General features: G+C 40.8%; 10 protein-coding genes, 1 pseudogene and 1 other annotated feature. Of the genes and pseudogenes, 1 reads left to right on the top strand and 10 read right to left on the bottom strand.

Translation table 11 applies throughout. The features are described 5' to 3' along the window. Positions 1 to 18 precede the first annotated feature (18 nt). The 8 genes from AXF18_RS07055 to AXF18_RS07020 all read right to left on the bottom strand — a co-directional run bounded on the left by AXF18_RS07055 (position 19) and on the right by AXF18_RS07020 (position 9548). Positions 19 to 2790, bottom strand: a complete 2772-nt coding sequence (locus AXF18_RS07055; protein WP_065371726.1) for a molecular chaperone DnaJ — start codon at positions 2788 to 2790, stop codon at positions 19 to 21. 13 nt (positions 2791 to 2803) lie between these two features. After that, positions 2804 to 4468: a molecular chaperone HscC gene (locus AXF18_RS07050; protein WP_000635025.1), complete on the bottom strand. Its 1665-nt coding sequence runs from the start codon at positions 4466 to 4468 to the stop codon at positions 2804 to 2806. Positions 4469 to 4643: 175 nt separating this feature from the next. Continuing rightward, entirely contained in the window at positions 4644 to 5003 is a 360-nt protein-coding gene (gene rplT, locus AXF18_RS07045; RefSeq protein WP_000124830.1) for a 50S ribosomal protein L20, read from the bottom strand. Between the two features lie 51 nt (positions 5004 to 5054). After that, a complete protein-coding gene (gene rpmI / locus AXF18_RS07040) occupies positions 5055 to 5255 on the bottom strand; it encodes a 50S ribosomal protein L35 (protein WP_001125942.1) in 201 nt (66 codons plus the stop codon). A 32-nt stretch (positions 5256 to 5287) separates the two neighbouring features. Then, positions 5288 to 5818: a translation initiation factor IF-3 gene (infC, locus tag AXF18_RS07035; protein WP_000848185.1), complete on the bottom strand. Its 531-nt coding sequence runs from the start codon at positions 5816 to 5818 to the stop codon at positions 5288 to 5290. A gap of 15 nt (positions 5819 to 5833) precedes the next feature. Next, positions 5834 to 5965: a sequence feature (ribosomal protein L20 leader region), on the bottom strand. Between the two features lie 72 nt (positions 5966 to 6037). Further along, positions 6038 to 8278 (bottom strand): DNA internalization-related competence protein ComEC/Rec2, encoded by a 2241-nt coding sequence (locus AXF18_RS07030; protein WP_065371725.1) that lies wholly within the window; start codon positions 8276 to 8278, stop codon positions 6038 to 6040. After that, positions 8262 to 8912: a helix-hairpin-helix domain-containing protein gene (locus AXF18_RS07025; RefSeq protein ID WP_065371724.1), complete on the bottom strand. Its 651-nt coding sequence runs from the start codon at positions 8910 to 8912 to the stop codon at positions 8262 to 8264. The genes AXF18_RS07030 and AXF18_RS07025 overlap by 17 nt, the downstream gene beginning before the upstream one ends. 66 nt (positions 8913 to 8978) lie before the next feature. Then, entirely contained in the window at positions 8979 to 9548 is a 570-nt protein-coding gene (locus AXF18_RS07020) for a GNAT family N-acetyltransferase (RefSeq protein ID WP_065371723.1), read from the bottom strand. 176 nt (positions 9549 to 9724) lie between these two features. Here AXF18_RS07020 and ald point away from each other — a divergent pair, with 176 nt between their 5' ends. Beyond that, on the top strand, positions 9725 to 10837 hold the full coding sequence (ald, locus tag AXF18_RS07015; RefSeq protein WP_065371722.1) for an alanine dehydrogenase: 1113 nt from the start codon (positions 9725 to 9727) through the stop codon (positions 10835 to 10837). 188 nt (positions 10838 to 11025) lie between these two features. Here ald and AXF18_RS07010 read toward each other — a convergent pair whose 3' ends face one another. Together AXF18_RS07010 and padA are read right to left on the bottom strand one after the other, a co-directional pair. Continuing rightward, the gene (locus AXF18_RS07010; protein WP_065371721.1) at positions 11026 to 13107 is read right to left on the bottom strand and encodes a G5 domain-containing protein; all 2082 of its coding nucleotides are present in this window, start codon (positions 13105 to 13107) and stop codon (positions 11026 to 11028) included. Positions 13108 to 13182: 75 nt separating this feature from the next. Then, a pseudogene (gene padA, locus AXF18_RS07005) lies at positions 13183 to 15482 on the bottom strand (LPXTG-anchored isopeptide-forming adhesin PadA); the annotation flags it as partial.

Raw genomic sequence — 15482 nt, 5'->3', positions numbered from 1 at the left:
CTTCTCTACTCTTTCATTCTAAGAAGCACTTTTACGATTTTCCTTGCGTATATTGCGAATAAGGAAAAGCATGATCAGGACAAAAAGTCCCTCGAGGAAGTAGAAAGCAAATTCGCTATTCAGGATTAACAGGTCTTTTTCAAAATAAATTTTGCTAAAATCGGGTATAAGTGCGAATAGGATTCGGAACAGTCTTCTTAGGAAAATAAAGATCTGCAAGCCATAAATCATAAAGACCTTCTTCACACCAATCATGAAGCCTTGTTCCTTTGTAAAATAAGACAAGACGATACCATTTAACAAAAGGATAACCGTCAAGGCCAGAGTCTCATTTCTTAGGATATTTGGATTAAAAATGTTTAAGCGGCTGTGAACGAAAGGCAATAATTGAAAGAGTAGGATACCCAAAATTGCTGGTATGAAAATTTTCTTCAGAGATGGTGGAAATCCAGGACTAAATCTTGTAAAAGACAAGCTAATCACAAGAATTGCAAAAATATGGAAGTACATCATTGCAACTCCGGAAATGATCTGACTTTGATTTACCAAAGCGGATAAGAAGCCAGCAGAAAGAAAGATACCGATAGGAATCAGCTTCTCCAAAGAATAATCCCACTTCAGCCCTTGACTCACCTGAAAACCATCGATTAGACAGAATAATGTAATGAAAATGAGGGCACCAATGAGACCAAACGGTAAGGAGGGAATGACGAGGGTCAATAACAAAATTAGTAGGAACCATGGATGGGGACTGTAGTAGAATTTTCGTTTTTCCCCCCTAGCAGTCACTCCTTCCTCAATCGGTGTTTTCCTTAATTTTAGCATATAGACGTAAAAGAGTGAAAACATACCAGCATGAACCCATGAATTATAACCAGGTCGCTCTATAATACTGAGTAGCAAACTCACAATCGTAAAGAGACCAGAGAAAATCTGAAGAAACTTATTATTAAATACCTGTCTTTTTTTCCAATCCAAATAAGAGAGCTTGGCCTTTGGATGACTAAGTTCATAAGCATAAACTGTCATCTCTTCTAGTTTCTGGTCTGTCTCCTCCGTCATCATTTGGGGAGCCATTTTAGAAGTAGGAAATGGAGCCAAAACATATCTCAAGAGCTTGCCATCTGTAAACCGATGGTACTCCTTATAGATCTGTTGAAGCAAAATCGTTAGAATGCGTGGTCTTCCTTTAAAGTAGCTTCTCCACTTTTCCCAATCATTGATATCTTCATCGCTCTTAGTGAGCTTATCCACATAAAGATAACCTTCATTGTACCAGTAATCAAAATTTTCTTTTTTATCTAGTGCATACTCCTCTACCACTGAAGGATAGTAATGGATACTCTTCCAGAAATGGAGTTTTTTCAGGTAAGGATTTGATTCCTCATCACTGTAACGCTCCACAAATTGGAGAACGAGGGCTAACACTTTCGCATTGGTTAAAGGATAGACGTCCACCTTTTCTAACAAATCAAGTAGGAGCGTGTGATCTTTGACTGATTCAAAAAGGTATTGCCAATCACGTAACAGTTTATACTCATCTTCATACTGAGCATGGAGCAACTCATAGAAGGCTGCCTCAACTTCATCTGGATTATCTAGAAAGTAGTGACTAAAGTCAACGTTTTCTCCCAGCTCCCCTTTTACTTCGTCTAAGTAATCAGCCAAGTCATTCAAGAGTGGATAATCCTCTTCAAATATGACTTGTCGGTTTTTTTCAAGAATATAGGTTAAAACGGGCACACTCTTGATTATCTGACGATTTTGATTTACTTGATCTAAGACCATAAAGCTCAGATAGGGGTGCTTGAAAAACTCTATCCAAGAGCTCAATTGATTTGCTTGGTTAGAATCTTGAAGAATTTCTTGGCAAAGTTGATAAGAATAATAGAATTCTTCAGTGGCTTCATGTGCGCTTTCAAGCGAACTGCCTTCCTCTTCTGCTATAGCTCTTTTAACTTTCCAATACTTCAGCTTATAGTAATAGCCCCAGTACTTAAAGTCAGGTATATAATCTTCCAGCAAGGGGATGAGGATAGAGAATTGCTCCGGTTTGTTAAAAATATAAACATCCATTTCCTCTAAAACGGATTGAACAATGTCCATAACATACTGATACTGATGAAAGAACTGACGCCATAGATGCTCTTGTTCCTCTTGGTTATACCCGTCGTTTCCAACAATACTTTCAATCGCATTTTGGATCAGATAGGTTCCTTCATTATAACCACTAAAGTCAAGAGTAGACCTTGTTGTTCCTTCTTGCCCTTGGTTCTCTTCGTCACCAAACGTTTCAAAGTTGAGGGTATTCGTAGCTCTTTCTTCAGAATCTCCATTTAGCTGAACTTCCTCATCATAGTCACTAAAGTCAAGGGTGGACTTTTGCTTATCCTCTTCTGCTTTAAAGGTTTCAAAGTTAAAGGAATCGCTGAATTTATCAGTCGATTGCTGATAATCACTGAAATCAAGACTAGATCTTTCAGACTCTTCGTTCTCAGTATTCGTTTCTTCAGTCAAGTTTTCAAAGTGGAGACTAGAGTTAGGCTTTTCATTCGCCTCTTCTTCAAGTTCAGCAGCTTCTTGAGAGTCACTCGCTTTTCTTAGACTATTTTCTGGTTTTGTATTTCTAGATCTCACATAAGTCAAGGCTTTTTGATAAGCTTCAACAATTTCTTGGTAAATTTCTGGTTGGTCTTCTGGGTGATAGAGCCGAACCAGTTCAGCATAACGCCTTCTAATAAGCTTGACGTCAGTCGTTGGCTCTATCCCTAAAGTTTCCCATATATTCATAAGGTCTCCTCTTTTACAGTCCTCGCTCTAGGAAGTCTAAATAGTTTGAAAATGATTGATAAAGTTTTGGCAAATGATACACAGATGCTTGACTGACCTCTTCTTCAAATCGTCTAGTTTCAGCCATTAGCTCATCTCTTCTTCTCCCCAAGAGCATACTGTACACGCGATTCGCTTTTTCAATCAAGAAACGATAAACCTCTGTTTCTTGAGCATTAATCTTATAGCGAGTCAACTCTGCTTGCTTAGCCTTGATTTCCTTTTCTGTCAGAGTAACACTATCTTGGAGAATAACATTGCTAAAGACTTCCTGTGTTGAATCAATTTTCACTTCGACATCCAAAATCCCATTTAAATCATAGGTAAAACGAACTGTGAAACTTTCATTTTCTCTAGTATTAACAGGGACGGGAACTTCTAATTCTCCTAGAAACAGGTTTTGTGATGCCTTCATCATCTCACCTTGATAGACCTTTATCTTGACTTGGCTCTGTCCCAATTCAGCCGTGTAGTACTGCTCAATGCGTGAAGCAGGTAGGGTAGAATTTCGCTCAATAATCGGTGAAAAACGGTCTCCAACTATCTCAATCCCCAGTGTAAAAGGACAAATATCAGACAGCAACAAATCTCGAATCTCACCCTGGCGTTCTTTGATTCCTGCTAGAAGGGCACAACCTCTCGCAATCATCCGATCAGGATCATCCGAAACCTGCACCACTTGATTGATACAGTAGGATAAAAAGTCCTGAACCAAGCGGAGTTTCGAAGTCCCCCCAACAAGAACAAAGTTATCTGATGATACATAGCTATAGCGTGCATCCATCAAGGCACGGTCCAAAACGGCCTTAACACGGGCTAGCAGAGGTTGACAAAGCTCATAAAAACGCTGGTAGCTCAAGTCTAAAGTGTATTCCTGTTCTTGGTCCAGAACTGTCATCTTCACTTCTTCTTTCTCATTGAGTTCTAGTTTAGTCTTTTCAGCCTGTACCAGAATTTTGCCATAAAATTCACGGGAAATCGTATCCTTGGTTAATTTATTGGAGACTAAAAATTCCTCAGCAATTGCTGCAGTAAAATCCTCTCCTCCCAAACGATTGTCCCCTGCAATCGACACGATTTCAACAATATTATCAAACAACTCAACAACTGAGATATCTAGCGTACCCCCACCAAAATCGACTACAATAAAAGATTGATCTTCTTGGTTTACCATAGATCTTTTAGCAAGAGCCGCTGCGGAAGGTTCATTGATAATCCGATCAATCTGAACGCCTGCAAATTTCCCTGCTAGTTTGGTCGCATAGCGTTGAGCATCATTGAAATAGGCTGGAACACTGACAATCACTTCCTCGACCTTTTCTCCAAGATAGGTCTCTGCATCGTCTACCAACTTTCGAATGATAAAAGAGCTCAATTCTTCAGCCTTATATGCTCGATTTCCTAGTGTCAACTCATGCTTGGTCCCCATAAAACGCTTGAACTGTGAAACCGTCTTGTCTGGATGGGTCACCAAACGTTCCTTGGCAATTTTTCCAACTATGATTTCATCATTGTCATCCAAAGCCACAACAGAAGGAGTCAAATATTCACCAAAAGCATTGGGAATCAGCTTGACCTGGCCATCCTGGTATACCCCTACTAAAGAATTAGTCGTTCCTAAATCAATACCTACTATCATTTTCTTGTAACTCCAAATCTTTTTTAGATATTCCTATTATACAGGAAATATCCTATTTTCTTTGAAAAAATCTGTCATTTACTCTTTAAAATCGAAAATCGTTTAAGGAAAATAAAAAAGTTTCACCCTACTCTTGCGGTAAAAACCACGAGAGTAAGAATGAAACAGTTTGTCATTATTTACCAAGTTTTGCTTTAGCTGCATCTGCAAGTGCTGTGAAAGCTGCTGCATCGTTAACAGCCAAGTCAGCAAGCATTTTACGGTTAACTTCGATTTCAGCCAATTTCAAACCATGCATCAATTGTGAGTATGAAAGTCCGTTCAAACGAGCTGCCGCATTGATACGAGTGATCCACAATTTACGGAAGTCACGTTTTTTCTGACGACGGTCACGGTATGCATAGTAGTAAGAGTTCATTACTTGTTCTTTTGCAGTACGGAACAAGATGTGTTTAGCTCCATAGTAACCTTTTGCTAATTTAAGAATACGTTTACGACGTTTGCGTGATACAACGCCACCTTTAACACGTGCCATGTTTTATTTCCTCCAAATATTTCCTAGAATTGTTTACTTACTGTTAGGCTATTATTTCAAGCGAGTAAGCATTGCTTTAATACGTTTGAAATCTCCTGAATGCACCATAGATGCTTTACGAAGATGACGACGTTGTTTCTTAGTTTTTCCGTGGAAACGGTGAGAAGTGTAAGCACGGAAACGTTTAAGTCCACCAGAACCTGTACGTTTGAAACGTTTAGCTGATGCGCGGTGTGTTTTTTGTTTTGGCATGATTTTTTCTCCTTTATTTAACTTTCTGACAATTATTTTTTGTCAGTTACTGGCGCCAACTGCATGAACATTTGGCGTCCATCCATCTTAGCTCGTTGTTCGATGATCGCAATATCTTGTGTTGCTTCAGCAAACTCGGCTAAAACTTTTGCACCAATCTCTTTATGGGTGATCATACGCCCTTTAAAGCGAATGGATACCTTAACTTTATTTCCTTTTTCAAGGAACTTGCGTGCATTGCGAAGTTTTGTGTCAAAGTCACCCTTGTCAATAGTTGGACTCAGACGAACTTCTTTCACAGTAACAACACTTTGTTTTTTACGTTGTTCTTTTTGCTTTTTCTGATACTCAAATTTGAACTTACCGTAGTCCATAATTTTAGCAACAGGTGGTTTTGCTTGGGGTTGAATCAATACTAAGTCAACATTTGCACTATCAGCTAATGCTTGCGCTTCGCTGAGTGGCTTGATGCCTAGCTGTTCTCCCTCAAGACCGATCAAGCGAACTTCACGTACACGAATTTCATCATTGATGAATAAGTCTTGCTTTGCTATGGTTTTCACCTCTTTTTTATTATTAGAGAAAAACAATAGCGGACTCGTAATGATACAAGCCCGCACGTTATGATAGCGTTTCTTAGAAACTTTTCATCCGTAGGGCCAGGCAACTTGATGTCACAAGGCGAGAAGCTCTCACTTCTGCTTTTCTCAACTTTTATATGATACCAAGTTTTCTATTCCTTGTCAAGATAAAAAGTCAATTTTTCGAAAAGTTTGTCTATTTTATCGAACCGTTTCAATTCTCCAACTATTCCATCCTTTAAAGCGGATAGCCCCTTGCTGGTCAGTTCGGTAAATCTTACTCTTGATACTTTCCAGTCGTGTCAAGGTTTCCTGATGGGGAAATTTCGTATGATTGTTTTTTCCAACTGAAATGAGAGTAATCTCTGGTTTGAGTTTTTCGAGGAAAACTGGATTGGATGAGGTTTTAGCACCATGTTGGCCCGCTTTCAAGACATCCACCTCTAGGTCAGGATAATGCTTCAGCAAGTCCTTCTCTCCCTTCTCTTTCAAATTTCCTGTGAAGAGAAAGTGCTTATCCAAGAGTTTTCCATAAAGAACCAGGGAAGCATCACGATCCCCATCTCCAATTTTCCTTGAAGATAGGACTTCTAACTGACTTCCAAAAATTAGCAAGTTATCTCCTACTGTCACACTGCGTACCTTGGTTTGGCTTGCTTCTAGTTCTGCCACAAATTCCTTCTGTGTCAAACTTCCTTTTGATACTAAAATCTCCCCGATATGGAAAGCCTTGGTCACCTCCAGCAAATCTCCAATATGCTCCTTATCTGTATTTGTCAAAATCAGCTGGTCAATCTTGTCTACTCCTCGACTTTTAAGATAGGGAATCAAGGTTCTCTGGGCATTGCTGGTTGTCGCCTTTTCTTGCCAGTCCTCGATTTTCTTACTAGCTTCTACCTTACCACCAACATCTATGAGAATGGTTTTACCAGTCACATCCCGTAGGAAAATACTCTCCCCTTGCCCTACATCCAGCATGGTAATTTCATTTTCAAGTGGATGCTTGGTCAGGAAAAAGAGCCCCACAATAAAGAGACTGAATCCTGCTAGTCTTTTGATGTTTTTCCTCATGTCATAGACCAAGGCTAATGAAACTAACAGTAGAATCAACAGCCATGCGTTGGGTTGACCAAAGACCAGAGGCCTGCTTGCCAGCTGCGATACCAAGCGAATGATGTTCTCCAACCACTCAAAGACAAGGTTAAACTGAGTGACTGGGTAAACAAAAGACAGGATGAATAAGATGGACAAAAGCGGTAAGAAGACCACATCAAACAGAAAGGAAAAGACAAAGGTCAAAAGAATAGACCAAGGCTGAAATTCTGCAAAATAAAAGGATAGAATGGGTAATATTCCCAAAGAAATGACCAGACTTTCTCTGGCAACAGCCTTGAGTCCCTCCCCTTCTTTGCTTGTCATGGTCAAGATAAAAGCATAAGCGCAAGACAAGACTCCTCCTGCTGTTAGGAAAAAGTTGGGCATGATGATAAAGAGGACAAGGACTGTTAAGGCAAAATTGTCCAAGCCCTTAACACCATGTTGGGCTAGTAACTTTTGTAAGAGACTACGAATGACCGAAGCTGAAAATCCTGTCAGACCTGCATAGATAAGAGAAAAGGGATAAGTTAGCCACTTCAACTTTTCTTGAGTTAAGCCCAATCGCAAGAGGAGTTTCTTAAAGGCATCCATGAAAAAGCCTACCTGCATACCCGACAAGGCAAAGAGATGGATAATTCCAAGACTGGAATAGAGCTCATTCATCTCCTCAAAGTCCGTGTCCAAATGTCCTAAAAGAAGACCTGTCATATAATTGCGCATAGGATCTGGAAAGCGCATCTTGATCCAAACTACAGCCTTCCGACGTAAACCAGACAGATTTTCTCCTATATCCCAACTTCTAACCTGTTTCATTGACTGGATACTCTTGATAGTCAAAATTTGGTAAATTCCTTGAGTCTTCAGATAGGCTTGGTAGTTAAAGCCACCAAAATTCCTCTGACCTTCAGGCTCTGAAAGTTTTCCTTCTATCTCTATCTCATGAAGGTCTGTTAAGGCCTGAAAGAGCTCTTTCTCTTCCTCGGACTGTAGCTTATAATAAACTTGGAAGGTGCGGCCCTCAGCCTTGCCCCGAAAGGACAGACTGTCTCCATTGACTTTGATGGTATCTGGTAAAATCCGTACCCTCTCAACAGAATCCGCTAGGTTTTGACTTGCTTGTGTCTGTTGCCAATTTTGAAACAAAAACCAAATTCCAAAAACTCCACAAATCGCTAGAACTCTACCGGCCGATTTCCAAGGAAATTGAAAAAAGAGACAGATGAGTAGAAAAACAAAGCCTAGTAAAGCAATATAAGATACTGAGAAAATGGCATAGTAAGGCCAGAGTAACAGAAAACTCAGATAGATTAGGGGAATTGGGAAATTCTTAATCCACTGTGACATAATCTTTTAGCTTTTCTATGGTCTTAGCGCCAATGCCAGAGACCTTCTTTAATTCATCTACCGACTTGAATTTGCCATTTGCCTCACGATGGTCGATAATATCCTGTGCTCGCTTTCCTCCCAAGCCTTTGACCTGTTTTAGTTCTTCCAGACTAGCTTTATTGAGGTTGACCTTCTTATCTTTACTTGTCGAAGCAGTCGTTCCAGAACCAGTCTGCTGACTAGCCACTTCTTCTCCCTTAGTTGGAACATAGACAAGAGCCTCGTCACTGATTTTCTGAGCGAGATTGAGCGACTTGCTATCTGCCTCCTCTGTCAATCCACCAGCTTTCTGAACGGCATCATGAACACGACTCCCTACTGGTAAATCATAAATTCCTGGCGATTTAACAGCACCTTTGACATCTACTGTGATTAGATCTTGTTCAGCAGACTCATCCTTTTCTTCCTTCTTGATTTCCTTTTCAGATGATGAATCCTTTGAAACAGCTGCAACTTCAGCCTGCAAGTTTGTTTCTGTGACGGGTTTTTGTGTAGATGGTTTTAGCAAGAAAAATCCGCCCAAGGCCAAACCCAAACCAGCACAGATGACAATGATTTTATACTCTTTGATTTTCTCGATAATTGCTTCCATATTTTCTCCTCTCTTAAGTTATTCGTAAGAGGAAGAAAAAAACAGCTGAAAAATCTTTTCAACTGCTTATTTATTTGCAAAATAGTCTTCCTTAGTCAAGACATAATGAACTCTTGTGACGATTCTACCTGGTTCTTTATTATCCATTCTGGCATAGGGTTCTTCGTGGGAAAAACGCATGCCTGATTTCTCCATGACCTTGCCAGATGCAGGATTTTCCTTATCGTGAAGAGAGGTCAACTTATTCATTCCAATCTTCTCAAAAGCCAGTTCAATCACGGCTCGATTGGCTTCTGTTGTCAATCCTTGATTCCAATACTTTTTATTGATAATGTAACCAATAGCTGCCTTCTTAAGAACAGTATCAATCTTGTGCAAATCAATGGTACCGATAAACTGACCATTGCTTTTTAGTTCGATTCCCCAACGGCCCAAGGGACTAGCCAAGTAAAACTGAGCGATGTTGTTCTTGGTTTCTTCTAAACTTTGATTTTTTGGAAAAGTGTAGCGTGTATTTTCTCTGTCTGAGGCATACTCAAACATAGCTTCTGCATCGTCCAAGGTTACAGGTCGGAGCAATAAACGCTCCATTTCTATAGATGGATACTGGGCAAATTTCACAAATATTGATTCCATACTTTTCCCTCCATTAGAGCTTGATTCTCACTAGTCTAGCATAAATAAATTTGGATGACAAGTTTTTCTTGATTTTTGAAGCGGTTTCATATACAATAAAACCATCACATTTTTGATTTATGAACTGGAATGTGACAACTAAAACAATCCCGTCAATTGAAAGGTAGGTTATCTCTATGTTAATCGGAATCCCAAAAGAAATTAAAAATAACGAAAACCGCGTTGCCCTCACTCCTGCTGGCGTCCATAGTTTAGTCAGCCGTGGACATCGTGTCCTCATCGAAACAAATGCTGGTCTCGGTTCAGGGTTTACTGATGCGGACTATCAAAAGCAAGGAGCTGAGATTGTCGCTACTGCTGCTGATGCCTGGGCTGCCGAGTTAGTCGTGAAAGTAAAAGAACCACTAGCTTCTGAATACGGTTATTTGCGCGACGACCTTCTCCTCTTCACCTACTTGCACATGGCCGCTGCGCCAGAATTAGCAGATGCTATGTTAGCAGCCAAAACAACAGGAATTGCCTATGAAACTGTTTGTGACAATCAAGGACAACTACCACTCCTCGTTCCTATGAGTGAGGTTGCAGGTCGTATGGCTGTTCAAATCGGAGCTCACTTCCTTACTAAGCAAGCTGGTGGCTCTGGTGTTCTACTTGGTGGTGTACCAGGTGTTCCAAAAGGAAAAGTAACCATCATCGGTGGTGGTGTCGTCGGTACACATGCTGCCCGCATCGCCCTTGGTCTTGGTGCTCAAGTAACTATTTTAGATATTAGCGCTAAGCGTCTCTCAGTTCTAGAAGAAGTCTTTGGAAACCAAATCCAAACTCTTATGTCTAATTCATTCAACATCGAAGCAAGTGTGAGAGATGCTGATGTGGTGATTGGTGCAGTTCTCATCCCTGGTGCTAAAGCACCGAAATTGGTGACAGAAGAGATGGTCAAACAAATGCGTCCAGGCTCTGTCATCGTTGATGTTGCCGTTGACCAAGGTGGCGTTATCGAGACAGCTGACCGTGTGACAACACACGATGAACCCGTCTATGAAAAACACGGTGTTCTCCACTATGCCGTTGCCAATATCCCTGGTGCGGTTGCCCGTACTTCAACCATCGCCCTAACCAATGTCACTCTTCCTTATATCGAAGCTCTTGCTGGCAAAGGATTCGCACAAGCAATTGCTGAAGATGAGGGCTTGCGTCAAGGTGTGACCACTTATCAAGGTTACTTGACCAGCCTCCCAGTTGCTCAAGGCCTGGGTAGAGATTTTACTTCTATCAATGAATTGGTTTAAAAATGGTTGACCATTCTTTCAAGCTAGAATAGACTCATACTACTCTACAAACTCCATAACATGATATCGTTTCTAACAACTTATCCATAGTAATTCGTTTTAATTTATAAAGAAAGAACCCAAGAATAAATTCTGGGTTCTTTTTAGTATTTCTGGTACAAAAGATGCTTTTGTACAATTAGAGAGCCTTAGTCCTTCTTACGAACGACAAAGCCGACTAGACCGGCGATAAATAAACCAATCATTGAAAGAAGACTGGTAGAAGCTGTACCTGTGCTTGGTAGAGCTTTCTGATCTTGGCTTACAGTTTCTTCTTTCTTAGTGTTTTCAGCTTGGTTCCCTGTTGTTGCAGTATCTTTCTTATCACCGTTGGTTGTTGTAGAAGCTACTTTCTTAGTTCCAACTTCGACAACTTCGTCTACTGCTGGAGTAGTGATTGTGTTTGATTTCTCAACACGACCTGTTTCAACGCCATCTGTGTAAGTCACTGTATAAACAATGGTGCGAACACCCTTCTTACCAGCTGTCTTCACTTGACGACTTCCTTCTGGAAGGTCTGCGTTCTGCACTTCTTTGACTTGGAAAGCAACTTCTTCTGTCTTGGTCTCTTCCTTAGTCGTTACAACTGGCGCTACTACTTTCTTAGTTCCAACTTCAACAATCTCATCTACTGCTGGAGTGGTGATTGTGTTTGATTTCACTTCGCGACCTGTTTCAACGCCGTCTGTGTATGTCACTGTATAAACAATGGTGCGAACACCCTTCTTACCAGCAGCTTTCACTTGACGACTTCCTTCTGGAAGGTCTGCGTTCTTCACTTCTTTGACTTGGAAAGCAACATCTTCTGTCTTCGTTTCTTCCTTAGTCGTTACAACTGGGGCTACTACTTTCTTAGTTCCAACTTCGACAACTTCGTCTACTGCTGGAGTAGTGATTGTGTTTGATTTCACCTCACGACCTGTCTCTTTTCCGTCTGTGTAAGTGACAGTTTCAACAATCGTACGAACACCTTTCTTACCAGCTGTCTTCACTTGACGACTTCCTTCTGGAAGATCTGGATTTGTTACTTCCTTAGTTTGGAAAGCAACTTCTTCTGTCTTGGTCTCTTCCTTAGTCGTTACAACCGCTGCTTTCTTAGTTCCAACTTCGACAACTTCGTCTACTGCTGGAGTAGTGATTGTGTTTGATTTCACCTCGCGGCCTGTCTCTTTTCCGTCTGTGTAAGTCACTGTTTCAACAATCGTACGAACACCCTTTTGACCAGCTGTCTTCACTCGGCGAACACCTTCAGCTAAGAGTGCATTTTCAACCTCACGAGTCCGGAAGGCAACTTCTTCAGTTTTGGTTACTTCCTTAGTCGTTACAACTGCTTTTGAACCGGTATAAGTAATCTTGTTTTTGGCTGCTTTCTTGGTCTTGCGTGAAACTTCTTTACGAGATTTTTCAACACCATCCACTTTTGTCACTTCATAAGTGACTTCATCGATACCTTCTTCACCTTCTTCAACACGCGTTTGACCTTTATCCAGTGCTGGGTCTACTTTCGTTTCTTCTTTGAAAGCAACTTTTTCCTCTACAGTCACTGTTTCTTTGGTTTCTACACCTGTTTTCTTAGTTCCAACTTCGATGATTTCTTCTACTGGTTCTTTGGTAACTTTCTCGCTTTTCTTAGTACGAGCTGTTTCTTTACCATCTGTCAGTGTGATATCCCAAGTAATGGTCTTAGTACCTTTAACACCCGCTTGTTTCACATTGCGAGTACCTTCTGCAAGATCAGCATTGTTTTCGGTACGAGATGCATAAGGAATCTCTTCTGTTGTAGTGATTTCTTGATGCTCAACTTTTGGTTCCGCTGGTTGTTCTGTCTTACCAGCCAACAAAGCTTCAACCTTGGCTTTCAACTCATTGTAGCGAGCTTCATATGCCACAAAACCTTTTTGACCTTCTGGACTCTTCATTGCCTTCTTTGCGGTAGGAAGGTAGTTAGTAGCTTCCGCCAAACTATCTTCTAATCCAGTTTTGTTGTCTTCATCATTAGGATTAGCTTTATAGTCAGCGATGAAAGCCTCTACATCATCAAGCATTCTTTTGAATTTAAGCGCAATGTTTCGCTCTGCTCCATCTGGAATTTCTTCATCTTCCGCCGGTGTTTCTTCTGCATGCACTGTTGGAATTTGATATAGATCTGGAGCTACATGATACGTTGCTACTCCAAGAGCGTTTAAAGCAAGTATTGAAATCCCTAACTTTAATAATTTTTTTCTACTCATTCTTTTTCCCTTAATTCATTTAATATATAGTAAGGAAGAGAGGAAATATTTCTACTCTCCTCTTACTATATGATACTAACGTTCAGCTTTACGCTTCCAAACTAGAAGTCCAGCAAGTCCTAGAGCTAGGGCAGCAAGTACTCCAAAGATTGAAGATGCTTCAGAACCTGTATTTGGCAAGTTTTTGCCTGGATCTTTTGGTGGAACATTCCCAACAGGAGTTGGTTTTGTTGGCTCCTCCGGTTTAGGTGGGAACACCATAACTGTATTGGTAGGCTGTGGATTATGGTTAAAGCTTACTTTAGCTTTATTAGGAACACCAGCAGCGAATTGTGTAAAATCTGTTCCTTCTTTGAAGTTAGTGTAAAGTACAAGACGTACGGTACTTCCCTTCAAGGCTTCAAGAACATCCTTGTCGCTGATTTCAAAAGTCACAACATTGCTAGTTTCATCGTAAGTAACAGTAGCAATTGCTTCTAAATCTTTACCTACTAATTCACCACGATCATTTGAAGACTTACTCAATTTATCAATAGCTGCTTGAAGCTTGGTTTGAGCTTCTTTTAGTTTCTTGATTTCATTTTCGAGTTTCTCTTGTTGTTGTTTCTTATCAGCTGGTGCCAATTCTGCTTCTTTCTCAGCTGGTGCTTGAAGTTTAGCCAAGTTTTCTTCAGCTGCTTTCAACTCTGCTTCCAAGCTTACAAGATCTTGACTTGGCTCGCTAGTTGCAGGTTTCTTATCTTCTGTTGCAGAAGAATCAGATGTAGCTGGAGTTGTTTCTTCAGTAGCTGTTGCTGGAGTAGCTGGTGTTGTAGTTTCAGCTGGTTTAGCTGGCTGCGCTGCCTTAGCTGCTTCCAACTTCGCTTTCAATTCAGCTACTTTAGCTTCCGCTGCCTTGAGTTCTTCCTTCTTACCAGTCTCTGTTGAAGTCTCTTCTGTTGACTTGCCTGTCAAAGCTTTGAGTTCTTTCTCTGCTTGATCAAGTTGAGCTTGAAGAGTTGCTTTGATCTTGTCAAACTGAGCATTTTCAACTTTAAGAGCGATACGGTCTTTGTTGACTTTCAAGACTGAATTGATTTCATCCGTGATTGTAAAACTAGTCAAGTCTGTCTTGATAAGACGACCATATTGATCCTTCTTAGCATTTCCGTTTTCATCTACAGGATCTGTTGGAACCGGTGTAGTAATATCGAATCGGAAGGTATCTAAAGCGTTTGGCAAGTGGTATTCTTTATCAGGTTTAGATCCATCTTCTGGTCCAACAGACTTAGCTGGTTCACCTGGTGTTGGATCAGTTGGTTTTTCTGGGTCACGTGGTTTCACCGTTACCGGTTTTGATTCCTTGCTGCCAGATTGACCATTGGCATCCTTGAAGTTAACACTTGCTTTGTTTGGTACCAATTGATCCTTATAAGGAGTCAAATCGCTATGCGCTTTGAGTTTAGCTGGGATGTACAATTGAATCTCTTTGAAGCCTTTTAGTCGAGCGAAATCTTTCACTTTTACAGTGACAGTGTTTCCTTCAACACTTGTTTCAAGAGCTCCATTTGCATCACGACCGTCCACATAGGCTACTGGTGTATCAGCGATTGCCAAAACAGATTCAAGTGTATCTGTTACGGTGAACTCTTTGTACTTATCAATATCTTTTGGTAAAGCTGTATTGACATTGTACATGTAAGGTGCATCGTATTCGACATCCAAGTGGTCCAAGGTACGGTTGATTTTCTTCGTAATTTCTGGTTCTGGTTCTTTTGGAACGATAACCGGAACTTTATTCGAATCTTTGTGTAGTCCTGGTCTATTTGGAATGTTTGCATCATAAGAAGCCGTATTTGGAACAGTGAATCCACGATCTGTTAGATATGGAGTCAAATCAGCTCCCGCTTTAATCTTAGCAGTGAAGCTCAATTCAACAGCTTGACCGCCATTGGCTTTCACTTGTTCCTTTGTAAGGGTCAAGGTAATCGTTTGACCTTCTACCTTGATTTGACTTGCATCAAGAGCTTGACCATTCAAGATTGCACTTGCTGAACCTGCATAATCAAGAACAGACTCAAGTGTATCACTTACACTGAAGGATGATACATCTGTTGGGACACTTGTTTTCACGTTGTATGTGAAAATTTGGTCACGATCAGCAAGTGTTTCTTCAGCTTTAGTATTGACATCTTTCTTGATCTCTGGCTCGTCTGGTGTTGGTGGCGTTACTGGGACTTCGTTAGAGTCCTTGTGCACACCTGGTTTATGTGGGAAGCTTGCGTCATAAGAAGCCTTATTCGGAATCTGTGTACGGCCGTCTTCCTTCACATATGCGGACAAGTTCGCGCCAGCTTTGATCTTCGCGTCGAATGTTAATTCAACTGCTTGACCGC

The organism is Streptococcus sp. oral taxon 064 (assembly GCF_001683375.1).
GTDB lineage: Bacteria > Bacillota > Bacilli > Lactobacillales > Streptococcaceae > Streptococcus > Streptococcus oralis_S.
Note: the sequence above shows the minus strand (reverse complement) of the source record. Positions and strands in the feature narration are given on the sequence as shown.